Genomic DNA, 26,983 nt, shown 5'->3' with positions numbered 1-26,983 from the left:
TTATCCTCCCAATTTCGGGATCTCTGCCCCCTCGGGCAGGATTTCCAGCGCCATAAAGATGCTGGGCGTGGTCGTTTCGTATTGGTGCCAAGGATAGTTGCCTTGGTCGTCATACATCGGGCGATGGGTCATGCCTGGGGCCATCGGCTCTTCTAGGTAAAGCGTGGCCGGGTCGCGTTCGTGACATTGCTGCATTTTGCCGAACCCGACGATCTGGGTGTGCACCTCGCGAAAGCCCGGGACCGGACAGAACGGGTGATCCTTGTGCAACCCGACATTCAGCGGCACCGAAGCCGAGTGGTACATGGTCAGGCCGATATTGCCGACGAAGACCTTGGGTGACATGTAGTGCTCGACGCCGCGCAGCCGCTCTTCGCCGCGAACCTCATAAGCCGAGGGCCAGACCTTGCGCACCTCCGCGCAAAGGGCGGCATCATCGGTATGCGCGTCGAAGCGGTCCACCACCACAGCGCGATCCACATCATGCAAGGTGACATGGGCGAAGATCGCCGATTGCAGCGGGGCGAGAGTCTGATCCTCGATCCGAATGGGGCGGTCGGCGACGTTCAGCACAATCGCGCGGCCTGTGACCTCAAACAGGGCCTCGTCCGTGACGTGGCGCATGCCGAAAAACGGCTCGGCGATGGTGACGGTTTCAATGGGCATTTGCGGTCTCTTTTGTCTGGATGGCTTCACTGGCGGGGAAGGTTACCGGCAGCGGTTCCGGTACCGGGCACGTGCTGGCGATACTCTGATAGAGCCCTTCGTGCGGGGCACGGGCGATGGCGTCCATCACCTCGAACACATGGAAGGACAACTCGCCGCTGGCCCGGACGGGCCGGTCGTCGCGCACGGCCAAGGCTAGGTCGAGCAGGCCCAGTCCCCGACTGTTTTCGTTAAAGCCGTGACGGTTCTCGACCACTTGCCAATCGTCGCGTCCAGTGGGGCGAGGTTGGTGTGACCAGCGCGAGGTTTCGCGCGTGCGCAGCCAGACCGGGCCGTGGAAATCATTCACCCCATGAACCGGATCGGGATCGGGGATCGAGATCACGCCATCCTCGCCATAAATCTCGAACCGCGGGGCTTCGCTGTCCCAAATGTCGAAGCTCATGGTCATGGACCCAACAGCCCCTGTTTCAAACTCGATCAAGCTGAGCGAATGGGTGTCGACCTGCACATTGATCCACTCACCATTGCGAGGACCGTTTTCGATCTGGCGCTGGGTGAAGGCACGGTTTGCCATGCCTGCCACGCGGGCGATGGGGCCAAGGCAGAACACCATTGCGGTCAGGTAATATGGACCGAGGTCCAAAAGCGGCCCGCCCCCTGCCTGATAGTAAAAGTCCGGGTTCGGGTGGTGTCGCTCCGTGCCATGCGTGCCTACATGGGCAAACACGCCGGTCGGACGGCCAATTGCGCCCTTATCGATCAAGCGGCGCACGGTTTGCCAGCGCCCGCCGAGGAAGGTATCGGGCGCATTACCCAGCTTCAGCCCGCGCGCCTCGGCCAACGCCAACAGCTCGCGCCCATCGTCCATCTCTGTAACGAAAGGCTTTTCCGAATACACATGCTTACCTGCCAAAAGCGCCCGCCGCGTGATATCGGCATGGGCGGCCGGAATGGTCAGGTTGAGGATACAGTCGATCTGGGGATCGGCGATCACTTCGTCCACCGAGCAGGCACGCGCGATCCCATGCTGCGCCGCCTTTGCCCGACTTTCCTCCAGATCAAGACTGGCGCAGGCCACGACCTCGACCTCGGAGAATTTTTCAATTGTAGTCAGATAGATGTCACTTATACGGCCACATCCAACAAGGCCGACCCGGAAGGTTTTCGGTGCGTCACCGGTCATCTTCTTTCGCTTCATAAAGTGGTAGATAGCTGGGCGGCATCGGACCTTTGTTCCGACCACCCTGGTTCATTTGCTCCCAGGCATGGGACAGCACGCCGACGGATCGGGACAAGCAGAACAACCCGCGCGACAGTGGTGCAGGGAAGCCAAGTTCGCAGAAAATTACCGCGGTCGCGCCGTCGATGTTCATCGCGATCGGGTGCCCGCCGCGCTGACGACCAAGCACGGCCTGAACCTCTTCGCCGATATCGGCAAACCGCCCGGATACGGTGCCCTTGGCGGCTGCGTCGCGCACCAATTGCATCAGCCGAGGCGCACGTGGATCGACGGGCTTGTGGAACCTGTGGCCGAAGCCCGAAACAATCTTGCCGTACTGCGCGCGCCAATCGTCCAGCCCACTGGTCACGGCCTCGTTCAGCCCAACGCCATCGCGCAACTTGTCCGAGATGCCATAGTAAAGCTCGGCACATTGTTCTCCCGCCCCGCCATGCACATCACCCAGCATATTCACAGCCGTTGCCATGGCGTTGTTCAGCCCGACGCCACAGGTCGCCGCCATGCGCGCAGCAGCGATCGAGGGGGCTTGCGGGCCGTGATCCACCCCGGCCACCAAAGCGGCCTCGAACAGGGCAGCTTCATCGGCGCTTGGCATATCGCCACGCACCATCAACCAGATCATCTGCGGAAACGAGACATTGCCAATCAAGTCCTGAATGGGATGGCCCCGGAACGCGATCTTGCCCGGCTCCATGTCGATGATCGACGTGCGCCACCAATGGCGGATGGCGTCTGCGTCTGAACGGTCGCTGGTCATGCCATTTCCTTCCGTTCCTGAGACACAAGGTGTCTGAAGTGTTCGGTCATCCGTTTCGGAGAAGCCGTCTTACCGGTCATCAGGTGAAAGGCTGCAGCGGCCTGAAAGATCGCCATGCCGGATCCATCCATCGTCCGCAGGCGACGTGACGCTGCGCGTTTCAGCAGCTCGGTCTGACGTGGGAAATAGATGATGTCGGCAACCCAGCAGGCCGGTGCCAGCTGGTTGGGATCAAACGCCATGCCCGGATGGCCATCCATCCCGACAGGGGTTGCATTGACCACGCCGCTTAAGCCACTGGGGTCAGCGCTTTCAAAGCTGCGCGCGACTTGAATTTGCGCCCGCGGACGTGCCGCTTTCAGTCGCGCGGCAAGGGCTTCGGCGCGGTCGATGGACTTGTCTGTCACACGAAGCGTACCGCAGCCCTGATCAATCAAGGCAAGCGCAACAGCTCCGCCCGCGCCCCCTGCCCCAACCAGCAGCACCTTCGCGATCGAGGCCATGGGCAATCCGTTGCGCAGCGCCGAGCGGAACCCGACGTAATCCGTGTTGTGGCCAACCCAGCGCCCATTTTTGAACAGGACTGTGTTCACAGCCCCCAGCGCCTGCGCGGTCTCGGACAGCTCGTGCATCAAGCTGGCAGCGTCCGCTTTGAAAGGATGGGTCACGTTTACGCCGACCATGCCGTCTGCCTCGGCCCGATGTAGGATGTCCTTCAAGCTCATCCCGTCAAACGGAGGCACCGTGGTGTCAAACCGTTGATAGTCATAGGCAAAGCCCTGAGCCTTGGCCTCGGCCATATGCATGTCCGGGGTCAATGAGCCCCCGATATTCTGTCCAATCAGCGCGGCTTTCATGTGCGCGGTATCCCTGCTGGTCGTTGGTGTTTCATTTGCGCAGCCAGACGGGCGGACGCGTTGCGGGCGCCGTAACCGGCGTAGCTACGGGTGCGCTGGACGATCTCGAAGAAGAAGCCTTGGAAGATCGGCTGGCTGTAGATCTGGTAATAGGTGGTGCCGCCCTGCTGGTCGTAGAGGATGTTCCCGTCGCGCAAACGTGCGATCAGATCGTCCTCCAGCCCGAACTGCGCCTGCAGATCGTCGTAGTAATTGGGCGAGATTTCCAATCGTGGGAAATCATGCGCGACGAGCTGCGCAGAGGTCTCAAAAATGTCGTCGCTCAGGAAGGCAATATGCTGCACCCCTGCCCCGAATTTGTCCGCCAGAAACGACGCTGCAAAGGTGCGATGGCCCTCGGCGCCGTTCAGGTTCAGACGCACTTCGCCTTCAGGGCTTTCGATGGCTTGGCTATGCACCACACCCGCCGGGTCCGCCACGTCGACGATCGGAGACTTCGCCATCTCGAAAGTCGATGTGTAGTAAAGCAGCCAACTTTGCATTTCCTCGTAGCGCATGGTCTGGGCCACATGGTCGATGCGGCGCAGACCGGCCGGTTGGGTGGCTTCGGTCTTGGCGACGGGTTCGAACTCGATATCCCAGACCCGATGCAGGTCAGATTTCTCGTCAATGAAATGGACAACATTGCCGCCGACACCGCGAATGGCCGGGATGTCCAGCTCGCCCGTCCCAACGGGTTGCGAGAACTGCGGCGTGCCTAACGCGGTGGCGCGCGCGACGGTCTGGCCCGCGTCCTTCACGCGCAGCCCCATGTCACAGACCGACGGGCCATGACCGATGAAAGCAGAATGGGCGAAGCCCTCTTTTTCCGTGTTCACGACGATGTTGATCGCGCCCTGCCGCCACAGCTCGACCGATTTCGAGACGTGTTTGCGCTCCATCCGAAAACACATGGCCGACAGCATGTCGGTCAGCTCTTTGCCGCTGGTGGCATCCGCTGCGAACTCGATAAACTCGAAGCCCGATGTGTAGACACGCGGCGGAAGGTCGGGGATGTCGAAGCGCAGATCAGGATCGCTGCGCGATACCTCGTCCAGCAGGTTCACCAGCGCCCGATAGCCATCTTGCGCCAAGGTGCGCCCGCCGGGACGCGGGCTGTGTTCGTTCACGCGGGCAACCGACCACGCGCCTTTGTATCCCGCACGTGAAAGCACCTTCACGAAGCCCGCAAGGTTCAGAGATCCCAGACCGGGCAGCATACCAAAGTGCCGCTTGAGGCTGCGAATAGCCCCCTGCGTACGTGGCGCATCGGACAGCTGAACGTGGAACACACGGTCGCCCGGCAGGTCACGCAGCTGTGCAGGTTTGGCACCATCCGCGAGCGAGAAATAGCTGTTCAGCGCAAGGCCCAGATTGGGGCTGTCGATCTGCTGGATCAGATCCAGTGCTTGGGCATCCGTCTGGATCGACCCCGCCCAAGGCAGCGCCAGATAGGCCAAACGCATCCCACGCGCTTTCGCCCGGGCGGCGGCATCTGCAAGGTCTGTGGTGGCTTGTTCAATCGGCATCTCGCGACTGGAAGCGCCAATCAGCAGCATGTCGGTGCCCAGTGCATGCATCAGATCGAACTTCCGCTCGAGCCGGTCAAAGGCGCGAATGCGCTCTTCTCCGCCCCAGCCTTCAAGGTCATTGAAGGGTTTCAGAAGGTTAATGGAAAGCCCAAGCCCCTGCGCCATCTGCGCGACATCCGCAGCGGATCCGTGAAACCCGGTGAAATCCGGCTCGTGCAGTTCCACAGCTTGAAAGCCCGCATCCGCGATGACCGAAAGTTTTTCTTCAAGATCACCGGGAATGGACGTGGTCGAAATTGCAAGTGACATTAGCCTTGGTATCCAAAGAGCCTCGGTAGCCACAGGATCATGTCGGGCAGCAGCATCATCGCAATCAGCGCCAGAACCAGCACAATCAGGAAGGCCCAGATTTCAGAAATGATTTCACGCAGCGGGATGTCAGTGACCGCGTTGATCACAAAGAGCAGGATCCCATAGGGCGGCGTAATCAATCCGATCATCGAGTTCACCACGACCAGCACTCCGAAGTGGACAAGGTCGATGCCCAAGGCTTCGCAGGTTGGGATGAACAGCGGGACGATCACCAAGATGATGGTGGTCGCATCCAAGACACAACCCAGCGCCAGGATCAGGACGTTTACCAAGATCAAGAACATGATCGGGCTGATGTCCGAGCCTTCCAGCATGGACGAGATCGCCTGAGGGATTTGTTCCTGGATCACAATGAAGTTCAGGATGAACGCGCCGCCGATGACGATCCCGACCGAGGCCGACGACCGGGCACTATCCACGAACACCTGATAAAGTTTGCCCAGTGAAATGGCGCGGTAGAACATGAAGGCCAGCATCAGCGCATAGAATGCAGCAACAGCGGCGGCTTCCGTTGGCGTGGTGACGCCTCCGTAAATGCCGTAGAGCAGAATGGCGGGCATCAGCAGCGCCGGGAAGGCATTCGCCGTTTTCCGCGGCAGTTCGCGCAGCGGAATAGGCTCTTCCAGCGCGAAGTCACGCTTGCGTGCCAGGTAGCCGTTAATCCCCATCAGCACCGCGCCCATGATCAGGCCCGGCAGGATGCCAGCCAAGAACAGCGACCCGATGGAGGCCTTGGACACAAGTGCATAGAGCACCATGGGGATCGACGGTGGAATAATCGGGCCAATCGTGGCCGTGGCGGCGGTGATTGCGGCCGCATAACCACGCGGATACCGGTCACCTTTGGTCATCATCTCGATGATGATTTTGCCGATACCAGCAGCATCCGCGACGGCAGATCCAGACATGCCCGAGAAGATAAGGGACGCCACGACGTTCACATGCCCTAGGCCACCCTTAAAGCGTCCAACAGCCGCGACACAGAAGTTCAGAAGGCGGTCGGTGATCGACCCGGCATTCATGATATTGGCGGCGACGATAAACAGCGGCACGGCCAACAGAATGGTGCTGCGATAGAAGCCCTGCAGGATTTTCTCGCCCGCCAAAGCCACGTCCAGCCCTGCGACACCCAGATAGACAACAGATGCCAGCAAGATCGAATACCCGATCGGTGTGCCAATCCCTGCCAAGAAGAAGAGGGTGACAAGAAGGGAAATCAGCTCAAAGCTCATTTGTTTGCATCCTCTTGGGAATTCTCTGCGGCTTCAGCCTCGTGAAGCGCCTCGACGGCCAGTTCCAGCTCGGTTTTGGGCGGTCCGTTGCGGAGTGTGTCGACGAACTGCCACGCGTAGCGGGCGGCGATCGCAACGATGAAGACGCCGTAGATCGAGAAGACATCGCGAAGGGGGATCTTGTTGCCCGTAAATGGGTTACGCACGGTCGAGGTCTTCCGGATTTTCATCCAGTCGATGTAGTCCAATGTCGGAAGAAGCGTGTAGAGCATCCCGACCACCAGTGCGACAGCCGAGATAAGCGCAAAGACCCGACGCACCGGTCTGCTGACCGACAGATAGATGATGTCGAATTTTACCTGATCTTGTTCGCGCACCACGAAGGCGCAGCTGAAGAAGATCACCCAGACCCACAGGATACCGATCAGCTCCAACGTCCAGCCAGCGGGCGTGAACAGGTATCTCAGCGCGATCTGTAGAAGAAAGGTTAGGAAGATTGCCGCCAGCAAGCCGCCGGCAATCGCTTCTGCAAGACGGGAGAACCACTTGAAGGCTTTCTCCATTGTCGTTCTCCCTCTTGTCAGTTTGGCTTACTTGGCGCCCAGTGCGTTGATTTTCTCAAGCACGCCTTCAGGCCAGCTGGCAGCGAACTCGGACCCAACATACTGTGCCTGCACGTGAGTGCGGAAGGCTTCCAGATCAGGTTCGTAAACCGACATGCCCTGCTCTTCCAGGAAGGCCACCAGGCTGCCTTCCAGCTCCAGCTGCTTCTGGCGACCGCTTTCGGCAGCAGCATCAGCGGCTTTCTGTACGGTGGCCTGCTGGTCAGCAGTCATACCATCCCATACCGCTTTCGAGATCGCGATATAGTTTAGGTCAACAAGGTGCGAGGTCAGAACGATCTGCTTGGTTACCTCGTAGAACTTCTTGTCCACAACGGTCGGCAGCGGGTTGTCTTGGCCATCTACAGCACCGGTTGACAGACCAGTATAGACTTCCGAGAACGCCATCGGCGTGGGCGCGGCGCCCAGTGCGGCACCCAGGAACTGCCACGCATCCGTGCCCGGCATACGCAGGTTAACACCTGCAAGGTCTGCCGGGGTCATGACGGTCAGCTCGTCTTTCGACTGGCGCAGGTTCACCTGACGACGGCCCAAATACATAACGGACAGCAGTTTGATGCCCAGCTCGTCTTCAACTTTCGCTTTGAACGGATCCATCAGCGGGTCGTTGAACACTGCAACCTGGTGGGCAGCGTCCTGATGGACATAGCCGGTCGCGAAGATCGAGAACTCGGGGAAGAACTGTGCAAGTTCCTGTGCCGAGGCGATCGACATCTCAAGGTTCCCGCGCGAGATCGCGTCAAGCTCGGTGCCTTGGGCGAAAATGGTACCGTTATAGCTGGGCTGATAGTCCGCAAAATCTGCAACCATCGGGCCAAAGACCTCGGCCATGGCGACCGAACGCTGGTCCGTTTCCGAACCCGAAGTGGCCAAACGCAGTTGGACTTTGTCGTCTGCGAAGCTCGCACCCGACGTGCCAGCAACAACGCCTGCCGCTACGATGGCAGAAATCGCCGCGCGGCGTGTAAGTTTGGTGATCATGATTTTCCTCCCTGAATATCGCATTGATCAGCTCGATCGTAAGTTTGCCTGATTTTGGATATTTTGCAATATTTTTTGCAAAATATCTGATATTTTATCCTGCAGCAGAGTATTCCCGTTCGATTTCAATATCTTGACCGGGGTGAATTTCGACGATTTCGCCGGTTTTGCAGGCCGCTTGGATGGCTTCCAGCACTTTCAGGGTGCGCAAACCCTCGCGTCCTGACACCAGCGGCTCGGCCCGTCCGGCGATGACATCCGCGAAATGATGCATCTGGTTGACCAGTGGATCCGACGCCTCGCGGATCAGTGTCGTCGCCGCAATCGGCGTCCACCAATCGCGCTTCCCATCCTGATGTTTCCAGAGACGCAAATCGGGGACAGACAGCGATCCATGCGCGCCACCAATCATATAGCAGCTCTCGGGCGTCGGCGGGTAAATCGGGTACTCGTTCGAGGTCAACTCCCAGCTCCAGGGTGACACGATGCTGTCGGACACCGTGATGGTGCCAATCGCGCCATTCTCGAACCGAAGAACTGCGGCGGCGACGTCTTCATTCTCGAACCCACGCATCGACGGCGCAGACTGCGCTTGGACGCTTTGAACCTCGCCGCACAGGTGGCGAATCAGATCCACATCATGCGCCAGGTTGACCGAGATCGGTCCCGCCCCCGCCTTTTTGCGCCAAGGCGCTTCATCGAAATAATGGTCGGGCTTGTAGAACCAGCAATTGACATGCACCGCGCGCACCTCGCCGATCCCTCCATCCGAGACAACTTCGTGCGCCTTGCGGATCAGCGGGTTGTGACGGCGGTGGTGGCCGACAAGAATGGGCACATCCTTATCTTCTGCCTGCTCAACAAGCGTCCGCGCTTCACGGGCCGAGGTCGCTAAGGGCTTTTCGATCAATACCGGGCAACCGTGGCGCACCGCTTCAAGCCCCTGCGCCACATGAAGCGGCGTGGGCGTTGCCAGAACAAGCCCGTCTGGCGTTTGCGCGGCAAACAGCTCTTCCAGCGTGTCAAAGCACGGAACGCCCCTGTCCTGCGCGAAGGCGCGCCCTTCCGCGCTAGGATCCACCACCCCGGACAGGGTCACGTGTTTCAGTTGATTGATGGCATCCGCGTGACGTCGGCCAACCAAACCCACCCCAGCGATTGCAATTTGAACAGTCTCCACCGGGACAGTCCCCCCTAGAGGCGCAGGCGCGCCTGAATTTCATTAACCGGACAGAGTCGCCGGCGTCGTCACATCACCCTAGGGGGCGCCGGCGCGATTTGCAATAATATCTGATATTTTTTGTTTTAACGGATTTATTGAGTTATTGTGACCATATCCTCAAAATGGTATTAAAAATGGAAAAGCAAAAAAAACCGGATAAAAAAATGAACAAACAATTCGCCACTGTCGGATCGAGCACCTACCAGCGCATCAAGCACGACATCATTTTCGGCGAGTTGAATCCAGGCGCGAAGCTGAAGCTTGAGGCGCTAAAGCAGCGCTATTCGGCCAGTTCATCAACGCTGCGCGAAACGCTTAACCGTCTCGCTAGCGAAGGATTCGTTGAAGCGCCGGAACAACGCGGCTTCTTTGTGACGCCCGTGTCCCGCGAAGACCTGATCGAAATCACCGAGCTGCGCGTGCTGTTGGAATGTCATGCGCTTGAACAGTCGATCCAGAACGGAGACACCGACTGGGAAGGCAATCTGGTTGCAGCCCATCACAAGCTGCACCTGATGGAACAACGCATGCTAGCCGGCGATCATTCCGAGAAAGAAATGTGGAAACGATATGACTGGGAATTCCACCTGGCCATGATCGAAGCCTGCAATTCCAAAAACCTGCTCTCGCTCCACTCGACACTTTACGACAAGTACCTGCGCTATCAGATGCTGGTCCTAACCTATCGCGGCGAGGAAGCCGCGGCTGAACACAAGGCCATGTTTGACGCAGCGCTTGCAAGGGATGCGCGCAAAGCCAAACAGTTGCTAGAAGAGCATATTCGCAACGGCTTGGAGCATACACTGGCAGCCATGTAGGTGGCGATTGCATCAATCCCTTTGTGCTGGCTTCAATTGCCGACGAAACGGTTTCCGCTCGTGCAAAAGCCATATCAACGGCACTTCGAGCAGCTGCGCACCAATCCGAGTGACACAGAGGTGACACAGGACTGCTTGCAAACTGGTGACACAATGCGCGAACGGTAGGCGATTACCGCGTAACCGGTTCAAATCACTATCATATCTGGGAAAGAGATTTGGTGGAGCCTAGCGGGGTCGAACCGCTGACCTCTTGCATGCCATGCAAGCGCTCTACCAACTGAGCTAAGGCCCCAACCTTGACAGCTATGCCGCTGCCTGTGCGCGGTATTTATGCAAAGGCGCGGAGGGGTTCAACCCAAAAAATGCGCCTTTGCAAAAAATCTTTGACGCTTATTCGTCGTCGTTCGCGGGCATGTCCGCGATTTCGTCCAGCGACACTTCTTCGTCATCGTCGTCGTCCAGAACATCATCGCCCAGATCAACATCGGATGCGTCGTCATCTTCCAGAACTGCATCTGCGTCGTCGACCAGATCGTCCTTCATGACTGCTTTGTCTTCTTTGTCGGCAACCATCGTGCGCGACCCTTTACCGGTGTCCAGGTTCACGACCTCACCCGTATAGGGGCTGACCACCGGATCGGCGTTCAGGTCGTAAAAGCGTTTTCCGGTCGTCGGGCATACACGTTTGACGCCCCATTCAGCTTTGGGCATAGGAAACCCTTTCCGTTCGTACTGACTCGTCTGAGATTTCAGGCAACTGCCACAATGCAGCATAGGTGTCAAAGCCTTTTGCAGGGAAGGGTTGACGTTGGACGGATTCAAGCCGCATTGAAGGGCATGTTGTTTCGAAATTCACGCAATCGGCTGACCGAGAACACCACCCTGACATTGGGGGCGGCGGATCCGGTTGTGATCGAATTACGGGCGTCGAAACGGGCGCGCAGGCTGTCGTTGCGGGTGTCCCGGCTGGATGGGCGCGTGACGCTGACCGCCCCGCATGGGGCGAACAAGGACGAGGCCATCCAATTTGCGAAAGAGCGTCTGGACTGGATCCGGGGGCATCTGGCCCAGACGGCCCCCAGCGAGGTTCCGGGTATCGGCTCGACCCTGCCCTTTCGCGGACAGAGCGTGACGCTGGCGCGCGGTCAGGCGCGGGTGGTCAAAGTTGCGGGCGATCGCATGCTGCTGCCCCCGCAATCCCCCGACCGCGACGCGATCCGGGCCGAGGCCTTCTTGAAAGAAGCCGCCCGCGCGGCGCTGGTGGCTGCCAGCGACACCTATGCGGCAAAGGTTGGGCGTGACTATGGGCGCATCACCTTGCGCGACACCCGCTCGCGCTGGGGGTCGTGCAGCTCGCGTGGCAATCTCAGCTATTCTTGGCGCCTGATCATGGCCCCGCCCGAGGTGCTGGACTATGTCGCCGCCCATGAGGTCGCACATCTGGTCCACATGGACCATTCTCGCGCCTTCTGGGCGCAGGTCGAGGCGATCTTTCCCGGCTACCAAGCGCCACGAAAATGGCTGAAGGATCACGGGGCAGATTTACACCGCTATCGCTTTCGCGATTGACGCCTCAGGGATTTGTGATCACAATTACCCGCATGCAAAGCCAAATTCGCCCAACCTCGGACAATACCAGCGCGCACGAGCGGGTTTACCGCCACCTGCGCACCCGCATCATGCATGGCGAGCTGGACCCGGGCGAGAGCCTGACCATCCGGGGGATCGGCGCGGAATACGACGTCTCGATGACCCCCGCACGCGAGGCGGTACGCAGGCTGGCAGCAGAAGGCGCGCTGACCCTGTCCAGTTCAGGCCGGGTGACGGCACCGGACCTGACGGCTGAACGGATTGAAGAGCTGACGGCCCTGCGCGCCCTGCTAGAGCCCGAGCTGGCCGCCCGCGCCCTGCCCCGCGCCCATATGACCCTGATCGACCGCCTGCGCGCCATCAACGCCCGCGTGTCGGAATGCGTCGCCAACCAGGACGCTAGCGGCTATCTGCGTACCAATCTGGAGTTCCACCGCACCATCTATCTGCGCGCGCAGGCCCCGGCGATCCTGGCGATGGCTGAAACCGTCTGGCTGCAGCTTGGCCCCACCATGCGCGCGCTCTATGCAAGCGGCCAGCGCACGGACCTGCAGCGCCACCACCGCATGATCCTGTCCGCCCTCGCCGCCGGGGACGAACCAGCGCTTCGGCTGGCGGTCCGCACCGACGTGACGCAAGGCCTTAAGATGCTTGTTGGGTAGCGCGCGCTGACGTTGCAGTGAGCAACACCAACGAGCCGTAAAGCGCGGACATCAATGATCCAGTCAGAACGCCCAGACGCACCATGTTCTGCTTCTCAACCGTGTCAAAGGCCAGACCGCCGATAAACAACGACATGGTGAAGCCGATCCCGGCAAGGCAAGCCAGCCCATAGATCATCGGCCACGTCACCCCATCCGCGCGTTTCGACAGGCCCGTGCGCTCGGCCACAAAAACCATGCCCACAATGCCAATCTGGTTGCCAAAGAACAGCCCCAGAGCCACCGCCAACGTCAACGGCGCCATCAGTGTCTCCAACGATAGCCCAGCCAGCGGCACGCCGGCATTTCCGAACGCAAACAGCGGCAGGATCGCGAAACTGACGATTGGGTGCAGATCATGTTCTAGCCCTTTTGCAAGGGACGTACCCTTCGCGTTTGGCACCAGCGGGATCGCAAAGCCCAGCGCCACACCCGCAAGCGTGGCATGCACGCCGGATTTCAGAACCGCCAGCCACAAGATGAAGCCGACCAGCAGATACGCCGTCAGGTTGGACACGCCGCGCAGGTTCATCACGGCCAGCGCGCTGAGGCAAAGCGCAGCAATTGACAGCGCATAGAGCGACAGGTTGGACGTGTAGAACAGCGCGATGATCACGATCGCCGCAAGGTCATCGACCACCGCCAAGGTTAACAGGAAGGTCTTCAGATGACTGGGCACGCGATCTCCGAACAGGCTGAGCACCCCCAGCGCAAATGCGATGTCCGTCGCCGCCGGAATGGCCCAGCCCTGCGCCTCAAGGCTATCAATCCCGACCACGCCCAGAAAAATCAGCGCGGGCATCGTGATGCCGCCGATGGCACCATACACGGGCAGAGAAGCCTGTCGCCAACTGGACAGGCTGCCCTCTTTGATCTCGCGTTTGATTTCCAGCGCGACCAGCAGGAAAAACACCGCCATAAGCCCGTCATTGATCCACAAGATCAAAGGCTTCGAAACCGCAAGCTCTCCGATCGCCCAGGTGGCTTTCGTTGTCAGCATCGCATCGTAGTAGGGCTGCAACGCCGGCGTATTCTCAAACACAAGTCCCGCCACTGCAGCCAAAGCAAGCGCAATGCCAGCCGCCAGAGTTGGATCAAGACCTACAACTTTTTTCATGTGATTTCCCCGCGAAGTATCGTTTGCCTACATGTGATACGCAGACACCGCGCTTCAAGATCACTTTTCTGATTATTTTCCTCGGAAAACAAAAAAAGCGCCCCATACAGGGCGCTTTCTTAAGTCGTCTAAGGCGCTTAGTTACGCGTGGATCGCACCGTCGCCGCAGGCCAAAGCTGCTTCACGCACTGCTTCCGAGAAGGTCGGGTGGGCGTGGCAGGTGCGGGCCAGATCTTCGGCCGAGCCGCCGTATTCCATCAGCACGCAGGCTTCGTGGATCAGCTCGCCAGCGGCGGGGCCCATGATGTGGACGCCCAGCACGCGGTCGGTTGCCTTGTCGGCCAGAATCTTCACGAAGCCATCGCCCATGAACACAGCCTTCGCACGGCCGTTGCCCATGAAGCTAAACTTGCCGACTTTGTAGTCAACGCCAGCTTCTTTCAGCTCCTGTTCGGTCTTACCAACCGATGCGACCTCGGGCGAGGTGTAGATCACGCCGGGGATCACGTCATAGTTCACGTGGCCCGCCTGACCGGCGATGCTTTCAGCAGCGGCCATACCTTCGTCTTCCGCCTTGTGGGCCAGCATCGGACCTTCGGTCACGTCGCCGATCGCCCAGATGCCGGGAACCGAGGTTTTCCAGTGGTCGGTGGCGATCTGACCGCGTTCGGTCATCTTCACGCCAGCGGCTTCCAGACCCAGACCGTCTACGAACGGACGACGACCCGTGGCAACAAGCACCACATCGGCATCGATCGAATGTTCGCTGTCATCCTTGCGCAGCTTGTAGTTCACAGTCGCCTTGGTCTTCTTGGCGTCCACGTTCTGAACGGCAGCGCCCATGATGAAGTTCAGGCCCTGCTTTTTCAGCGTGCGCTGGAAGGTCTTCTGGATGTCTTTGTCCATGCCAGGGGTGATGTCGTCGAGGAATTCAACAACAGTCACTTCCGACCCCAGACGTGCATAGACCGAGCCCATTTCCAGACCGATCACGCCCGCGCCGATGACAACCATCTTCTTCGGGATTTTCGGCAGCTCAAGCGCGCCGGTCGAGGTCACGACGACTTTCTCGTCCACTTCAACACCCGGCAGGCTCGACGGCTCGGACCCCGAGGCGATCACGATGTGCTTGGCGTTGTGCACATCGTCGCCCACCTTGACCTGACCAGCCGCTGGGATCGACCCCCAACCTTTCAGCCAGTCCACTTTGTTCTTCTTGAACAGGAACTCGATGCCCTTGGTGTTCTGACCGATGACGTCGTCCTTATAGGCCAGCATCTCTTTCCAATCGACCGAGGGGCTTTTGCCCTTCAGGCCCATCTTGGCGAAGTTATGCTCGGCTTCGTGCAGGCTGTGCGACGCGTGCAGCAGCGCCTTCGAGGGGATACAGCCCACGTTCAGGCAAGTGCCACCCAAGGTCTCGCGACCCTCGACACATGCGGTTTTCAGGCCCAGCTGGGCACAACGGATGGCGCATACATAGCCGCCCGGGCCACCACCGATTACGATTACGTCATATTGGGACATGGAATCCTCCTTGGGAGTTATGGCTCAAGAATAGTGGAAAGCAGGCAGTCATTCATGCGCAAATAACCTGCGATGTTGTGACTACCTATGGGGTGTGAATACAACGCAACCTGGGGCAAGTGACCCAGCCGCTTGGCTTGCGAGGCATCTGTTTCGTTTTTCGCGCCAAAATGAATATCGCTGGGCACCGGCGGTAGTTCCGCCAAAGAATGGGCCAAATCATTGTCCGGCGCGCGCAGTTTAAAGTTTCTAGACCGGGGAAGAATCTGGCTGAACTTTACAAAGACATCACGCGTGATGTGTGTTTGTGGACAGTATGCCACGACTTTATCTGCCTTCATTGCGGCCCCTGCAAGCAAGGCAGCATAACCTCCGGCGCTGCAACCAATCGCGATCCAGGGCCGCGGGAGATCTTTGAAGGCATTGGCGAGAGCCCTGAACGCTTCAATCCGAGTGCTGCCCAACCCCTCAAGCCCGTGCTGATACCAGCATTGCGCATAGTCCTTAACGTAGACCTTGCAATAAGGAATACCTGCCAACAAGCCGCCGAACTCGATATCAGTACGGTCGCCGTGAGCTTGCAGCCCTGCAAAGGAAAAAATAGTGCCCTTTGCACTTGGGGCCTTCTCAAACACAACGGGAACATATTGATCGCCGTTCTTACCACGGGGCAAGATGGGACCATGAAATCGGACGATCTCGGCATGCAGATCGGCGACGATCTGATGACTGCGACGCAAGCGGCGGTTCAGTGTAGCCATTTCAAGTTTTGGCTGCGCATGGTCTGACATGAGCTGAGTAACTCCGAGATAAGCATCTATGCGGCGGCAAGGTTTCCCAGCTTCGCAATACGAGAGCGCCAAGGATACAGGCCGAATGCCGTTACGGTTCGCTCCTTTAAACCGGGGTCAGCAGCTTCACATTCACATTGATGACGCCGTCACGCTCCATATGCATGGCCAGTTCCTCGGAGTCGAAGAAGGCGCGTGCCCGGTCGAGGTCCAGAACCTGGAACAGGGCCACTGCGTGGTTGTCCTGATCCGGGTCTTTCCAGACGTGCAATGTTTTGAGGCCAACAGCTTTGCGGTTGAAACGGTCCTGTTTGAAGACGGTGTACCACGCGTCGAAATCCGCCACGTCAGCTTGCCAGAGTACATGGGTTGCCATGGTCAGAAACTCCCTCTGTGTGTGTGGCGACGTTAGCACGCGATAGCATGCCGGTCTTTGACCTAAGTCGTGCGCCGGAAACAGGATGCTGGCGCGCCCGACCAGTGCCGAGCGCGCCAAGGTTCATTACAGATCCATCAGCAGGCGGCGCGGATCTTCCAGAGCTTCTTTCACGCGCACCAGGAAGGTCACGGCGCCTTTGCCGTCAACGATGCGGTGGTCATAGCTCAGCGCCAGATACATCATCGGGCGGATGACAACCTGACCGTTGATCGCCATCGGGCGGTCTTGGATCTTGTGCATGCCAAGGATACCCGACTGCGGCGGGTTCAGGATCGGCGACGACATCAGCGAGCCATAGACACCACCGTTCGAGATGGTGAAGGTGCCGCCCTGCATTTCTTCCATGCTGAGCTTGCCGTCACGGGCGCGGCGGCCTTTTTCGGCGATGGCTTTCTCGATCTCGGCGAAGGACATGCTGTCGGCATCGTTGATGACCGGAACCACAAGACCAGTGGGTGTACCAGCGGCGATGCCCATGTTCACATAGTTCTTGTAAACGATGTCGGTGCCGTCGATCTCGGCGTTCACTTCCGGCACTTCTTTCAGCGCGTGGCAGCAAGCCTTGGTGAAGAACGACATGAAGCCCAGACGGACGCCGTGCTTCTTCTCGAACAGGTCTTTGTACTCTTTGCGCAGAGCCATCGTTTCCGTCATGTCCACCTCGTTATAGGTGGTCAGCATGGCGGCAGTGTTCTGGCTGTCTTTCAGGCGGCGCGCGATGGTCTGACGCAAGCGCGTCATTTTCACACGCTCTTCGCGCGATGCATCGCCAGCGGCACGCGGAGCAGCCGGGGCCGGTGCAGCGGTTTTCGGCGCGGCCAAGGCGGCAGCAACGTCGTGCTTCATCACGCGACCGTCACGACCGGTGCCCTGCACGTCGGCGGGGTTCAGGCCAGCTTCTGCCATGGCTTTCTTGGCCGAGGGCGCGTCTTCCACGTCCTTGCCAGCCGCCGCAGGTGCAGCAGCCGCGGCAGGCGCAGCAGTCGGAGCGGCGGCTACCGCACCGCCGGAAGACAAGACGGCCAGTTTGGCCGACGCGTCAACGGTGGTGCCTTCAGGGGCCAGGATCTCAGCCAGAACGCCAGCGGCGGGGGCCGGGACCTCAACCGACACCTTGTCGGTTTCCAGCTCGCACAGCATTTCGTCCTGCGCAACAGCGTCGCCAACCTGCTTGAACCAGGTCGATACGGTGGCTTCCGACACGCTTTCGCCCAGCGCCGGAACCATGACGTCAACAGCTTGGCCAGCGTCACCCGCAGGGGCAGCCTCAGCAGCGGCAGGTGCCGGAGCGGCCCCTTCGCCTTCACCGATCATGGCCAGCAGCGCATCAACACCAACGGTCTCACCTTCGGCGGCGACGATCTCGCCCAGCGTACCAGCGGCAGGCGACGGTACTTCGACGGTCACTTTATCGGTTTCCAGCTCGCAGAGCATCTCGTCTACGGCAACGGCGTCGCCGGGTTTCTTGAACCATGTTGCGACCGTGGCTTCGGTCACGCTTTCGCCCAGCGTGGGGACACGTACTTCAATGCTCATGGCTTATTTCCCTTCAATAGTCAGCGCGGCATCCACCAACGCTTCTTGTTGTGCTTTGTGGGTCGATGCCAGACCCGTTGCGGGCGAGGCTGCCGCCGGACGACCGGCATAGACCGGACGCGTGTGTTTCGCGCCGATGCGGGTCAGCACCCATTCGATATTCGGTTCGACAAAGGACCAGGCGCCCTGGTTCTTCGGTTCTTCCTGACACCAGACGATCTCTGCTTGCTTGAAGCGTTCCAGTTCCTTGACGCAGGACATGGCCGGGAACGGATAGAACTGCTCAAGGCGCAGGATATAGACGTCGTTGATGCCGCGCTTATCGCGCTCTTCCAGCAGGTCGTAGTAAACCTTGCCCGAACACATGACGACGCGCTTGATCTTGTCGTCCTTGACCAGCTTGGCGTCCGAACGGCCCGTGCCGTTGTCACGATCGCCATCATCCCACAATACGCGGTGGAAGCTGGAACCTTCGGTGAAGTCCTTGGCGTCCGACACGCACAGCTTGTGGCGCAGAAGCGATTTCGGCGTCATCATGATCAAAGGCTTACGATAGCCGCGATGCAGCTGACGGCGCAGAATGTGGAAATAGTTGGCCGGGGTCGAGCAGTTCGCCACGATCCAGTTGTCACCACCACACATCTGCAGGAAACGCTCCAGGCGGGCCGAGCTGTGTTCCGGACCCTGCCCTTCGAAACCGTGCGGCAGAAGGACGGTCAGACCGGACATACGCAGCCATTTGCTTTCACCCGACGAGATGAACTGATCGAACATGATCTGCGCACCGTTGGCAAAGTCGCCAAACTGGGCTTCCCACATCACCAGCGCGTTGGGTTCAGCCAGCGAATAGCCATATTCAAAGCCCAGCACCGCGTATTCCGACAGCATCGAGTCGATAACCTCGTAATGGGCCTGACCCTCGCGGATATTGTTCAGCGGATAGTAACGCTCTTCGTTTTCCTGGTTGATCAGACCCGAGTGGCGCTGCGAGAACGTGCCGCGCGTACAGTCCTGACCGGCCAGACGGACCGGGAAGCCTTCGGTCAGCAGCGAGCCAAAGGCCAGTGCTTCTGCGGTTGCCCAGTCAAAGCCAGTGCCGCTTTCAAACATCTTGGCTTTGGTGTCCAGAAGACGACCAACCGTCTTGTGCATCGGGAAGCCGTCCGGTGCGGTCGACAGCGCTTTGCCAACTTCTTGGAAGGTCTCGGTCGAGATATCGGTCTTGCCACGCTGATACTCGTCGCTGTTGCGATCAAGGTGCGACCAGCGCCCGTCCAGCCAGTCGGCCTTGTTCGGCTTATAGTCTTTCCCAGCTTCGAACTCTTCGTTCATGTGGGCCTGGAAGGCCGCTTTCATGTCCTCGATTTCGCCTTCCGGGATCAGGCCATCCTTGACCAGACGCTCGGTATACAGCTGCAGCGTGGTCTTATGTTTCTTGATGTTCTTGTACATCATCGGGTTGGTGAACATCGGCTCGTCGCCTTCGTTGTGACCAAACCGGCGATAGCAGAAGATGTCCAGAACCACGTCTTTGTGGAACTTCTGACGGAACTCGGTCGCGACGCGAGCAGCGTGCACCACAGCTTCCGGGTCGTCGCCGTTTACGTGGAAGATCGGGGCTTCCACCATCAGGGCGATGTCCGTCGGATAAGGTGACGAGCGCGAGAAGTGCGGCGCGGTGGTGAAGCCGATCTGGTTGTTCACCACGATATGCATCGTGCCGCCGGTCTTGTGACCGACCAGACCCGACAGGCCAAAGCCTTCGGCCACGACGCCCTGACCCGCAAAGGCCGCATCACCGTGCAGCAGGATCGGCAGAACCTGATCGCGATCCACGTCGTTCATCTGTTCCTGCTTGGCGCGAACCTTACCCAGAACAACCGGGTTCACGGCTTCAAGGTGTGACGGGTTCGCGGTCAGCGACAGGTGGACCTTGTTGTCGTCGAACTCGCGGTCCGACGAGGCGCCAAGGTGGTATTTCACGTCGCCCGAGCCGTCGACTTCCTCCGGCTTGAAGCTGCCGCCCTGGAATTCGTTGAAGATCGCGCGGTACGGCTTCTGCATCACGTTGGCCAGAACCGACAGGCGGCCACGGTGGGGCATGCCGATGACGATTTCTTTCAGGCCCAGCTGACCGCCGCGCTTGATGATCTGTTCCATCGCCGGGATCAGCGCTTCACCACCATCAAGGCCGAAACGCTTGGTGCCCATGTATTTCACGTGCAGGAATTTCTCGAAGCCCTCGGCCTCAACCAGCTTGTTCAGGATCGCCTTACGGCCTTCCTGCGTAAAGCGGATTTCCTTGTCGAACCCTTCGATGCGTTCTTTCAGCCAGCCAGCTTCTTCCGGGTTCGAGATGTGCATGTATTGCAGCGCAAAGGTGCCGCAATAGGTGCGCTTCACGATGTCGAGGATCTGACGGATCGACGCGACCTCAAGCCCCAGAACATTGTCGATGAAGATCGGGCGATCCATGTCGGCATCGGTGAAGCCGTAGGACGCAGGGTCCAGTTCAGGATGGGGAACGCGCTGCTGCATGCCCAGCGGGTCCAGATCCGCAACAAGGTGACCACGGATACGATACGCGCGGATCAGCATCAGCGCGCGGATCGAATCCAGCACCGCGCGTTTCACCTGACCGTCCGACAGCGATACGCCCTTTTCAGCGGCTTTCGCTTCGATCTTCTTGGCAGCCGCCTTACCTTCTTCGGCAGGGGCTTCGGGCCATTGACCGTCCAGCGCATGCACCCGATCCCCATCCGGCATCGGAGGCCAGTCACCGCGCGCCCAGCTGGGGCCTGCGGCCTCGGCGGTTACGTCGCGGGCGTCATCCCCAAGCTCTGCGAAAAACGCATGCCATGCGGCGTCAACTGCGTTGGGATCCTTCACATACTGGGCGTAAAGCTGCTCTAGATACTCGGCATTGTGGCCTTGCATGAAGCTGGACGCGTGGAAGATGTCGTTGGGGCTCTGGTCGTTCATTGGGTCACCTGAGAATTTGAAAACGCGCGCCCCAAGGGATTGGGGCGCGCGATGAGAGTATTAGCCGATTGCCTTCAGAACGGCCTCGCCCAGCGTGGCGGGGCTGTCTGCAACAACGATGCCAGCCGAGCGCATGGCTTCGATCTTGTCTTCGGCACCGCCTTTACCACCGGCAACAATCGCGCCAGCGTGGCCCATGCGGCGGCCCGGAGGTGCCGTACGGCCAGCGATGAAGCCAGCGACCGGCTTCCAGCGGCCCTTCTTCTTCTGTTCGGCCAGGAATTCAGCAGCTTCTTCTTCTGCCGAACCACCGATTTCACCGATCATGATGATCGACTGGGTCTCGTCGTCGTCCAGGAACATGTCCAGTACGTCGATGTGCTCGGTACCTTTGATGGGGTCACCACCGATACCAACCGCAGTCGACTGGCCCAGACCGATGTCCGAAGTCTGTTTCACAGCTTCATAGGTCAGCGTACCCGAGCGCGACACAACGCCAACCGAACCACGCTTGTGGATGTGGCCAGGCATAATGCCGATCTTACAGGCGTCCGGCGTGATGACACCGGGGCAGTTCGGGCCGATCAGGCGCGAGGCCGAGCCTTCCAGAGCGCGCTGTACCTTCATCATGTCCAGCACCGGAATGCCTTCGGTGATGCAGACGATCAGTTCCATCTCTGCGTCGATCGCTTCCAGGATCGAATCCGCAGCGAAGGGCGGCGGCACATAAATTACAGAAGCGTTGGCTTCGGTGACGTGCTTGGCTTCGTGAACCGAGTTGAAGATCGGCAGGTCCAGATGCGTCTGGCCACCTTTGCCCGGCGTTACACCGCCGACCATTTTGGTGCCATATGCAATGGCCTGTTCCGAGTGAAAGGTACCCTGCGAGCCGGTCAGACCCTGACAGATGACCTTGGTGTTTTCGTCAATAAGAACTGCCATTGTCTTAGCCTTTCACCGCTTTCACGATTTTCTCTGCACCGTCCGACAGGTTGTCGGCTGCGATCACATCAACGTCCGAGTTGTTGATGATGTCTTTACCGGCTTCCACGTTGGTACCTTCCAGACGCACGACCAGCGGAACCTGCAGGCCCACTTCTTTCACGGCTGCAACCACGCCCTCGGCGATGACGTCACAGCGCATGATGCCGCCGAAGATGTTCACAAGGATGCCCTTTACGTTCGGGTCCGAGGTGATGATCTTGAAGGCTTCGGTCACTTTCTCTTTGGTGGCGCCGCCACCAACGTCCAGGAAGTTGGCCGGTTCAGCGCCGTACAGCTTGATGATGTCCATGGTGGCCATAGCCAGACCAGCACCGTTCACCATGCAGCCGATTTCACCGTCCAGAGCGATGTAGTTCAGGTCGTATTTCGACGCTTCCAGCTCTTTCGGGTCTTCTTCGGTGACGTCGCGCAGCTCGGCGATGTCTTGGTGGCGGTAAACAGCGTTGCCGTCGAAGCCAACCTTGGCGTCCAGAACTTTCAGGTCGCCGCCATCGGTGATGATCAGCGGGTTGATTTCCAGCATCTCCATATCTTTCTCAACGAAAGCTTGGTAGAGCTTGCCCATCAGTGCCACACACTGCTTGACCTGAGCGCCTTCCAGGCCCAGCGAGAATGCAATGCGGCGGCCGTGGTAGGCTTGATAGCCGGTGGCCGGATCAACCGAGAAGCTCAGGATCTTTTCGGGGGTGGCGGCTGCCACTTCCTCGATGTCCATGCCGCCTTCGGTCGAGCATACGAACGAAATACGCGAGGTCTGGCGGTCAACCAGCAGCGCCAGGTACAGCTCACGCTCGATGCCGGAGCCGGCTTCGATGTAGATGCGGTTAACCTGCTTGCCGGCCGGGCCGGTCTGGTGGGTCACAAGGGTGCGGCCCAGCATCTTCTTGGCTTCTTCAGCGGCTTCTTCCACCGACTTGGTCAGGCGGACACCGCCCTTTTCGCCAGCGTCAGCTTCCTTGAAGGAACCTTTGCCGCGGCCACCTGCGTGGATTTGCGCTTTGACCACCCAAAGCGGTCCGTCGAGTTCACCTGCGGCGGTTTTGGCATCTTCTGCTTTCAGTACAACGCGGCCGTCCGAAACGGGTGCGCCGTAGGATTTCAGAAGGGCCTTCGCCTGGTATTCATGAATGTTCATGAAATCATCCTATCCAGTTGGTCCATTGGGTCTTGGACAAAATGCACAGGTGAAGCAGAAGGCCGAAACGTTTTTTGCAAATTTGGGCGATTTTTTGGTGAAGACGCCGTTTTTGTGATCACACCTCAAAATGTGTGATCACAAATCATTAAGTTTCAGCAAATCAGTCCGATTGCGAATCTTATTTCATCGCGAGCGACACCTGACCCGGCACACGCGTTTTTCGATTTTCGGATAGCACCGCAAGAGGGCGCTGATCGCTTTACAATTGCTGGCATCTCTGCCTCAGTGGCAGATGAAAAGCCCATTGCCCGAGTGATCCTGAATGCCCGAACACAGCTGGTCCGTCGTCTCAACCGTGCGCGAGCCGCTACAGCTTGTTCTCGCTTTTGCGTGCCATCACTTAAGCCTTGGCGCACAGACAGTACACCTTTTCTTCGACGACCCCGACGACCCGGCCGCCCCCGTCTTGGCGGCGATCCCCGGGGTTGAAGTCACCTTGTGCGACGCCGCTCATTGGACCGCCTCCGAGCTTGGAAAACGCCCCGCATGGCAGACGAGGCGCCAAACGCTGAACGCCAATCTGGTGGCGCGAAAACAGCAGACCGACTGGTTGCTGCATGTCGATGCGGACGAGTTTTTGTGGGCGCCCGATGGCATCGAGGCCGACCTGGCACAGACCGACACCTGGCTGCATATTCCCAATCTGGAACGCGTCTGGACCGCACCCGAAGATGGAATCTTCGACGGGATATTCCGCGCGCCGGGCCTGCCACGCGAGGTGCGTGAGCAGGTGTATGGCTTTCGCAACTCTTATCTACAAAACGGCCTGTCGGGCCATACGTCGGGCAAGACGATGGCGCGGTTATCAGCGCAAAAATTCATCGGGATCCATGCCATCAAAGAACAGTTCCACGGCGAGGTGTCGCCCGGCAAAACCACCGCAAACGCGCGGATTTTGCACTTTGACGGCATAACGGCCCGCCATTGGTTACTCAAATCTCTGCGCTATGCTGTGCAGGGCAAGGCGCTGCTGCACTCGCTTCACAAACGACGCCGGATCGGGATCGAGCGGGTGATGAATGCGGACGATCCCCTTGCGACGGGGCTTGCCCTTCACGCCGAGATCTTTCGCCTGTCTGACGAGCAGCAAAAGCTTCTTCGGGCGCAGGACGCACTGCTGACCCGCCCGCTTCACCTTGAACAAACGGTGGCGACCTACGCACCGGATTTGCCAATCGACTTCTCATCCACGCAGTTTGACGCCCCCTTGGCGCCCGCGCTGGACGAAATCCTCAAGAAAATCCGCAAGTAGGCGCAAAAAAAAATTGCGCCGCTCGGTGTGAGCGGCGCAACGTCTTAATCATCAGTCAGAACTGGGCTTATGCCAGCGAGCTGTCAATGCCCTTACAGGCTTCGACCAGACCCTTCACCGCGTCGACCGATTTGTCGAACATGGCTTGCTCTTCTTTGTTCAGCTCGATGTCGATGACTTTCTCGATGCCGTTGCCGCCGATGATTGTCGGAACGCCCACATAGAAACCGTCCAGGCCGTATGCGCCGTCAACATAAGCGGCACACGGCAGCAGACGTTTCTGGTCGTTCAAGTAAGCCTGAGCCATTTCGATCGCCGAAGCAGCCGGGGCATAGTAAGCCGAACCGGTTTTCAGCAGGCCAACGATCTCGGCGCCACCGTCACGGGTGCGCTGAACGATGGCGTCCAGTTTCTCTTGGCTGGTCCAGCCCATTTTCACCAGATCCGGCAGCGGGATGCCGCCAACGGTCGAGTAACGGGTCAGCGGAACCATGGTGTCGCCGTGGCCGCCCAGAACGAAGGCGGTGACGTCGCGCATGGACACGTCGAATTCGACCGACAGGAAGTGACGGAAGCGTGCCGAGTCCAGAACGCCAGCCATGCCAACCACTTTGTTGTGCGGCAGGCCCGAGAACTCGCGCAGCGCCCAAACCATGGCGTCCAGCGGGTTGGTGATGCAGATCACGAATGCGTTCGGGGCGTGCTCTTTGATGCCTTCGCCGACCGACTTCATGACTTTCAGGTTGATGCCCAGCAGGTCATCGCGGCTCATGCCCGGCTTGCGCGGAACACCGGCGGTGACGATGCAGACGTCTGCGCCAGCAATATCTTCGTAGGATGTGGTGCCCGACAGTGCTGCATCGAACCCTTCAACGGGGCCGCTTTCTGCGATGTCGAGTGCTTTACCCTGAGGGATGCCGTCCGCAATATCAAAGAGGACAACGTCGCCCATTTCTTTCAGTGCAGCAAGGTGAGCAAGGGTGCCACCGATCATGCCGCTACCGATAAGCGCAATCTTGGGTCTGGCCATGAGTGTGATCTCCGATCAGTTGTTTTCGGGCGCATGCCTAGTCCGAAAGTGCCTTTCGCGCAAGGGCGCTGCGCTGCGGCGTCAGGGATGACTTGCAACCGAATGCGACACGCGATAGCGCTAAAGCGCCCATTTTCCAGACTTTTGAAGGATGTCACATGCCCGAGGTTCTGGACCTCACTTTCTTTACCTTTGCCATCCCGGCAGTGATTTTTGCAGGGATTTCCAAGGGTGGCTTCGGGTCAGGGGCCGCATTTGCGGCGACCCCTTTGCTTGCGCTGATTCTGGACCCGGGCGCCGCGATTGGCCTGATGCTGCCGCTTCTGATGCTGATGGATGTAACCGCCCTGAAACCCTATTGGCGCAAATGGGATACGCCCTCGGCCTGGGCCTTGGTACTGGGGGCGGTGCCGGGCGTGGCGCTGGGGGCGGCGCTTTACACGGTTGCCAACCCAGACGTGTTTCGGCTGTTGATCGGTTCGATCGCGGTTGGGTTCGTGGCCTTCCAGCTGGCGCGTGCGAACGGGTTGATCCCGCCTGCTCCGCGCCCGATGTCAGGCAAATTGGGCGCCTTTTGGGGGGCCATCGCCGGCTTCACCAGCTTCATAAGCCACGCCGGCGGCCCGCCTGCCGCAGTCTATCTTCTGTCCCGCAAGCTGGACAAAACCACCTTCCAATCCACGACCGTCATCGTCTTCTGGGCCATCAATCTGCTGAAGTTCATCCCCTATTTCGCCTTGGGGATCTTCACATGGCAAACGGCAAAGGCTGATCTTCTGCTGATCCCCTTTGCCGTGCTGGGCGTCTGGATCGGGGTGCATCTGCACCACAAAATGTCTGAACGACTGTTCTTCGGCTTCACCTATCTGTTCCTGATCCTGACCGGAACGAAACTGATCTGGGAAGGTCTGACCTAAACCGGATCACCCAGCCGTGCCGGAGTCAGCTCTTCATCCAGCTTCTCGTATCCCTGCCCAGCCGCGACCAGACAGGTCATGCCATTGGGCATCGTCACAGTGATCGTCCATGTGCCGGTTTCATCCGAGGCGAAGACCTCGACCACTTGCCGGTCGCCAGCAAGTCCGATGGATTGCCGCGTTTCGCCATAACTTTCGGCCAGACGTTGCATCACTTGGGCGCGCTCGGCGCATTTGGCGGCGCCCTGCGCCTGCAATTGTCCGGCTGACAGAAGGATTGCGCCGACACCAAGTCCAAGGGCCAGAATGTCCTGTTTCATGGATCTGTCCTTTCAGTTGGGCCGCTCTGCCGGGCCAACCGGCGCACCGGCGGCATCAGGGCCGTGTTCACTCTGGTGCCGATCTGCATCCCATTGCATCAGTGGCCAACCGTGGGCCCTCCCGTCATTCGGCATCTCAGGTAAAAGCCTGCGCCCATGGGCCAAAGAACTGGTTAACGCGCCGCGCCTAGACCTGCGCAACCATGAACCCTACGTAAAATTTCTGCATTGCG

25 protein-coding genes and 1 tRNA gene are annotated in these 26,983 nt (G+C 59.1%); 5 read left to right on the top strand and 21 right to left on the bottom strand.

Translation table 11 applies throughout. The features are described from left to right. The 9 genes from Q0677_RS07570 to Q0677_RS07530 form a co-directional block, all read right to left on the bottom strand. Entirely contained in the window at positions 1–666 is a 666-nt protein-coding gene (locus tag Q0677_RS07570) for a hypothetical protein (RefSeq protein ID WP_298907944.1), read from the bottom strand. Then, positions 656–1,852: a Gfo/Idh/MocA family oxidoreductase gene (locus Q0677_RS07565; protein ID WP_298907942.1), complete on the bottom strand. Its 1,197-nt coding sequence runs from the start codon at positions 1,850–1,852 to the stop codon at positions 656–658. The genes Q0677_RS07570 and Q0677_RS07565 overlap by 11 nt, the downstream gene beginning before the upstream one ends. Further along, on the bottom strand, positions 1,842–2,666 hold the full coding sequence (locus Q0677_RS07560) for a citryl-CoA lyase (RefSeq protein ID WP_298907939.1): 825 nt from the start codon (positions 2,664–2,666) through the stop codon (positions 1,842–1,844). Before Q0677_RS07560 ends, Q0677_RS07565 begins: the two co-directional genes overlap by 11 nt. After that, entirely contained in the window at positions 2,663–3,523 is an 861-nt protein-coding gene (locus Q0677_RS07555) for a shikimate dehydrogenase (protein ID WP_298907936.1), read from the bottom strand. Before Q0677_RS07555 ends, Q0677_RS07560 begins: the two co-directional genes overlap by 4 nt. Beyond that, positions 3,520–5,403 carry a sugar phosphate isomerase/epimerase and 4-hydroxyphenylpyruvate domain-containing protein gene (locus tag Q0677_RS07550; RefSeq protein WP_298907933.1) on the bottom strand — a complete coding sequence of 628 codons (1,884 nt, stop codon included), beginning with the start codon at positions 5,401–5,403 and terminating at the stop codon, positions 3,520–3,522. The genes Q0677_RS07555 and Q0677_RS07550 overlap by 4 nt, the downstream gene beginning before the upstream one ends. Continuing rightward, positions 5,403–6,698 (bottom strand): TRAP transporter large permease, encoded by a 1,296-nt coding sequence (locus tag Q0677_RS07545; RefSeq protein WP_298558870.1) that lies wholly within the window; start codon positions 6,696–6,698, stop codon positions 5,403–5,405. Before Q0677_RS07545 ends, Q0677_RS07550 begins: the two co-directional genes overlap by 1 nt. Then, complete coding sequence (locus Q0677_RS07540; protein ID WP_298907929.1) at positions 6,695–7,261, bottom strand: TRAP transporter small permease subunit; 567 nt, start codon at positions 7,259–7,261, stop codon at positions 6,695–6,697. Before Q0677_RS07540 ends, Q0677_RS07545 begins: the two co-directional genes overlap by 4 nt. Before the next feature lie 27 nt (positions 7,262–7,288). Continuing rightward, the gene (gene dctP, locus Q0677_RS07535; RefSeq protein ID WP_298907926.1) at positions 7,289–8,302 is read right to left on the bottom strand and encodes a TRAP transporter substrate-binding protein DctP; all 1,014 of its coding nucleotides are present in this window, start codon (positions 8,300–8,302) and stop codon (positions 7,289–7,291) included. 94 nt (positions 8,303–8,396) lie between these two features. Then, positions 8,397–9,482, bottom strand: coding sequence for a Gfo/Idh/MocA family oxidoreductase (locus Q0677_RS07530; RefSeq protein ID WP_298907923.1), 1,086 nt, complete (start codon positions 9,480–9,482; stop codon positions 8,397–8,399). A gap of 206 nt (positions 9,483–9,688) precedes the next feature. Between Q0677_RS07530 and Q0677_RS07525 the strand changes: the two genes are divergently transcribed. Further along, positions 9,689–10,342: a GntR family transcriptional regulator gene (locus Q0677_RS07525; protein WP_298909101.1), complete on the top strand. Its 654-nt coding sequence runs from the start codon at positions 9,689–9,691 to the stop codon at positions 10,340–10,342. Between the two features lie 219 nt (positions 10,343–10,561). Here Q0677_RS07525 and Q0677_RS07520 read toward each other — a convergent pair. Beyond that, positions 10,562–10,637: transfer RNA gene (locus tag Q0677_RS07520), tRNA-Ala, on the bottom strand. 98 nt (positions 10,638–10,735) lie between these two features. Next, positions 10,736–11,056, bottom strand: a complete 321-nt coding sequence (locus tag Q0677_RS07515) for a TIGR02300 family protein (protein ID WP_298907920.1) — start codon at positions 11,054–11,056, stop codon at positions 10,736–10,738. A gap of 126 nt (positions 11,057–11,182) precedes the next feature. On the opposite strand from Q0677_RS07515, the gene Q0677_RS07510 reads away from it, so the two are divergent. Both Q0677_RS07510 and Q0677_RS07505 read left to right on the top strand, forming a co-directional pair. Further along, the gene (locus Q0677_RS07510) at positions 11,183–11,914 is read left to right on the top strand and encodes a SprT family zinc-dependent metalloprotease (RefSeq protein ID WP_298907917.1); all 732 of its coding nucleotides are present in this window, start codon (positions 11,183–11,185) and stop codon (positions 11,912–11,914) included. A gap of 32 nt (positions 11,915–11,946) precedes the next feature. Next, positions 11,947–12,597: a GntR family transcriptional regulator gene (locus Q0677_RS07505; protein ID WP_298907914.1), complete on the top strand. Its 651-nt coding sequence runs from the start codon at positions 11,947–11,949 to the stop codon at positions 12,595–12,597. On the opposite strand, the gene nhaA is transcribed toward Q0677_RS07505, so the two are convergent. The 8 genes from nhaA to sucC all read right to left on the bottom strand — a co-directional run bounded on the left by nhaA (position 12,578) and on the right by sucC (position 23,168). After that, a complete protein-coding gene (gene nhaA, locus Q0677_RS07500; protein ID WP_298907911.1) occupies positions 12,578–13,753 on the bottom strand; it encodes a Na+/H+ antiporter NhaA in 1,176 nt (391 codons plus the stop codon). The genes Q0677_RS07505 and nhaA overlap by 20 nt on opposite strands. Before the next feature lie 141 nt (positions 13,754–13,894). Continuing rightward, positions 13,895–15,280 (bottom strand): dihydrolipoyl dehydrogenase, encoded by a 1,386-nt coding sequence (gene lpdA, locus Q0677_RS07495; protein WP_298907910.1) that lies wholly within the window; start codon positions 15,278–15,280, stop codon positions 13,895–13,897. Between the two features lie 17 nt (positions 15,281–15,297). Beyond that, positions 15,298–16,071: a hypothetical protein gene (locus tag Q0677_RS07490; protein ID WP_298907908.1), complete on the bottom strand. Its 774-nt coding sequence runs from the start codon at positions 16,069–16,071 to the stop codon at positions 15,298–15,300. 106 nt (positions 16,072–16,177) lie between these two features. Then, the gene (locus Q0677_RS07485) at positions 16,178–16,447 is read right to left on the bottom strand and encodes a hypothetical protein (RefSeq protein WP_298907906.1); all 270 of its coding nucleotides are present in this window, start codon (positions 16,445–16,447) and stop codon (positions 16,178–16,180) included. Between the two features lie 126 nt (positions 16,448–16,573). Continuing rightward, positions 16,574–18,046, bottom strand: a complete 1,473-nt coding sequence (gene odhB, locus Q0677_RS07480; RefSeq protein WP_298907904.1) for a 2-oxoglutarate dehydrogenase complex dihydrolipoyllysine-residue succinyltransferase — start codon at positions 18,044–18,046, stop codon at positions 16,574–16,576. Between the two features lie 3 nt (positions 18,047–18,049). Continuing rightward, a complete protein-coding gene (locus Q0677_RS07475; protein ID WP_298907901.1) occupies positions 18,050–21,028 on the bottom strand; it encodes a 2-oxoglutarate dehydrogenase E1 component in 2,979 nt (992 codons plus the stop codon). Positions 21,029–21,088: 60 nt separating this feature from the next. Then, complete coding sequence (gene sucD / locus Q0677_RS07470) at positions 21,089–21,970, bottom strand: succinate--CoA ligase subunit alpha (protein ID WP_298907898.1); 882 nt, start codon at positions 21,968–21,970, stop codon at positions 21,089–21,091. 4 nt (positions 21,971–21,974) lie between these two features. Next, on the bottom strand, positions 21,975–23,168 hold the full coding sequence (gene sucC, locus Q0677_RS07465) for an ADP-forming succinate--CoA ligase subunit beta (protein WP_133484798.1): 1,194 nt from the start codon (positions 23,166–23,168) through the stop codon (positions 21,975–21,977). 325 nt (positions 23,169–23,493) lie between these two features. Here sucC and Q0677_RS07460 point away from each other — a divergent pair, with 325 nt between their 5' ends. Next, the gene (locus Q0677_RS07460) at positions 23,494–24,483 is read left to right on the top strand and encodes a glycosyltransferase family 2 protein (RefSeq protein WP_298907892.1); all 990 of its coding nucleotides are present in this window, start codon (positions 23,494–23,496) and stop codon (positions 24,481–24,483) included. 67 nt (positions 24,484–24,550) lie between these two features. Here Q0677_RS07460 and mdh read toward each other — a convergent pair whose 3' ends face one another. Next, on the bottom strand, positions 24,551–25,513 hold the full coding sequence (gene mdh / locus Q0677_RS07455; protein ID WP_298907889.1) for a malate dehydrogenase: 963 nt from the start codon (positions 25,511–25,513) through the stop codon (positions 24,551–24,553). A gap of 158 nt (positions 25,514–25,671) precedes the next feature. On the opposite strand from mdh, the gene Q0677_RS07450 reads away from it, so the two are divergent. Next, positions 25,672–26,430 carry a sulfite exporter TauE/SafE family protein gene (locus Q0677_RS07450; RefSeq protein ID WP_298907885.1) on the top strand — a complete coding sequence of 253 codons (759 nt, stop codon included), beginning with the start codon at positions 25,672–25,674 and terminating at the stop codon, positions 26,428–26,430. On the opposite strand, the gene Q0677_RS07445 is transcribed toward Q0677_RS07450, so the two are convergent. Next, a complete protein-coding gene (locus tag Q0677_RS07445; protein ID WP_298907883.1) occupies positions 26,427–26,750 on the bottom strand; it encodes a hypothetical protein in 324 nt (107 codons plus the stop codon). The genes Q0677_RS07450 and Q0677_RS07445 overlap by 4 nt on opposite strands. Positions 26,751–26,983 lie beyond the last annotated feature (233 nt).

It is taken from the genome of uncultured Aliiroseovarius sp. (assembly GCF_947492455.1).
In the GTDB taxonomy this organism is placed as follows: domain Bacteria; phylum Pseudomonadota; class Alphaproteobacteria; order Rhodobacterales; family Rhodobacteraceae; genus Aliiroseovarius.
This window is presented reverse-complemented; position numbering and strand designations above follow the sequence as displayed.

Excerpts from the sequence above, each read along its gene's own strand:
- Q0677_RS07570 (WP_298907944.1), bottom strand. The coding sequence starts at position 666 with ATGCCCATTGAAACCGTCACCATCGCCGAGCCGTTTTTCGGCATGCGC.
- Q0677_RS07565 (WP_298907942.1), bottom strand. The coding sequence starts at position 1,852 with ATGACCGGTGACGCACCGAAAACCTTCCGGGTCGGCCTTGTTGGATGT.
- Q0677_RS07560 (WP_298907939.1), bottom strand. The coding sequence starts at position 2,666 with ATGACCAGCGACCGTTCAGACGCAGACGCCATCCGCCATTGGTGGCGC.
- Q0677_RS07555 (WP_298907936.1), bottom strand. The coding sequence starts at position 3,523 with ATGAAAGCCGCGCTGATTGGACAGAATATCGGGGGCTCATTGACCCCG.
- Q0677_RS07550 (WP_298907933.1), bottom strand. The coding sequence starts at position 5,403 with ATGTCACTTGCAATTTCGACCACGTCCATTCCCGGTGATCTTGAAGAA.
- Q0677_RS07545 (WP_298558870.1), bottom strand. The coding sequence starts at position 6,698 with ATGAGCTTTGAGCTGATTTCCCTTCTTGTCACCCTCTTCTTCTTGGCA.
- Q0677_RS07540 (WP_298907929.1), bottom strand. The coding sequence starts at position 7,261 with ATGGAGAAAGCCTTCAAGTGGTTCTCCCGTCTTGCAGAAGCGATTGCC.
- dctP (WP_298907926.1), bottom strand. The coding sequence starts at position 8,302 with ATGATCACCAAACTTACACGCCGCGCGGCGATTTCTGCCATCGTAGCG.
- Q0677_RS07525 (WP_298909101.1), top strand. The coding sequence starts at position 9,689 with ATGAACAAACAATTCGCCACTGTCGGATCGAGCACCTACCAGCGCATC.
- Q0677_RS07515 (WP_298907920.1), bottom strand. The coding sequence starts at position 11,056 with ATGCCCAAAGCTGAATGGGGCGTCAAACGTGTATGCCCGACGACCGGA.
- Q0677_RS07510 (WP_298907917.1), top strand. The coding sequence starts at position 11,183 with ATGTTGTTTCGAAATTCACGCAATCGGCTGACCGAGAACACCACCCTG.
- Q0677_RS07505 (WP_298907914.1), top strand. The coding sequence starts at position 11,947 with ATGCAAAGCCAAATTCGCCCAACCTCGGACAATACCAGCGCGCACGAG.
- nhaA (WP_298907911.1), bottom strand. The coding sequence starts at position 13,753 with ATGAAAAAAGTTGTAGGTCTTGATCCAACTCTGGCGGCTGGCATTGCG.
- lpdA (WP_298907910.1), bottom strand. The coding sequence starts at position 15,280 with ATGTCCCAATATGACGTAATCGTAATCGGTGGTGGCCCGGGCGGCTAT.
- Q0677_RS07490 (WP_298907908.1), bottom strand. The coding sequence starts at position 16,071 with ATGTCAGACCATGCGCAGCCAAAACTTGAAATGGCTACACTGAACCGC.
- Q0677_RS07485 (WP_298907906.1), bottom strand. The coding sequence starts at position 16,447 with ATGGCAACCCATGTACTCTGGCAAGCTGACGTGGCGGATTTCGACGCG.
- odhB (WP_298907904.1), bottom strand. The coding sequence starts at position 18,046 with ATGAGCATTGAAGTACGTGTCCCCACGCTGGGCGAAAGCGTGACCGAA.
- Q0677_RS07475 (WP_298907901.1), bottom strand. The coding sequence starts at position 21,028 with ATGAACGACCAGAGCCCCAACGACATCTTCCACGCGTCCAGCTTCATG.
- sucD (WP_298907898.1), bottom strand. The coding sequence starts at position 21,970 with ATGGCAGTTCTTATTGACGAAAACACCAAGGTCATCTGTCAGGGTCTG.
- sucC (WP_133484798.1), bottom strand. The coding sequence starts at position 23,168 with ATGAACATTCATGAATACCAGGCGAAGGCCCTTCTGAAATCCTACGGC.
- Q0677_RS07460 (WP_298907892.1), top strand. The coding sequence starts at position 23,494 with ATGCCCGAACACAGCTGGTCCGTCGTCTCAACCGTGCGCGAGCCGCTA.
- mdh (WP_298907889.1), bottom strand. The coding sequence starts at position 25,513 with ATGGCCAGACCCAAGATTGCGCTTATCGGTAGCGGCATGATCGGTGGC.
- Q0677_RS07450 (WP_298907885.1), top strand. The coding sequence starts at position 25,672 with ATGCCCGAGGTTCTGGACCTCACTTTCTTTACCTTTGCCATCCCGGCA.
- Q0677_RS07445 (WP_298907883.1), bottom strand. The coding sequence starts at position 26,750 with ATGAAACAGGACATTCTGGCCCTTGGACTTGGTGTCGGCGCAATCCTT.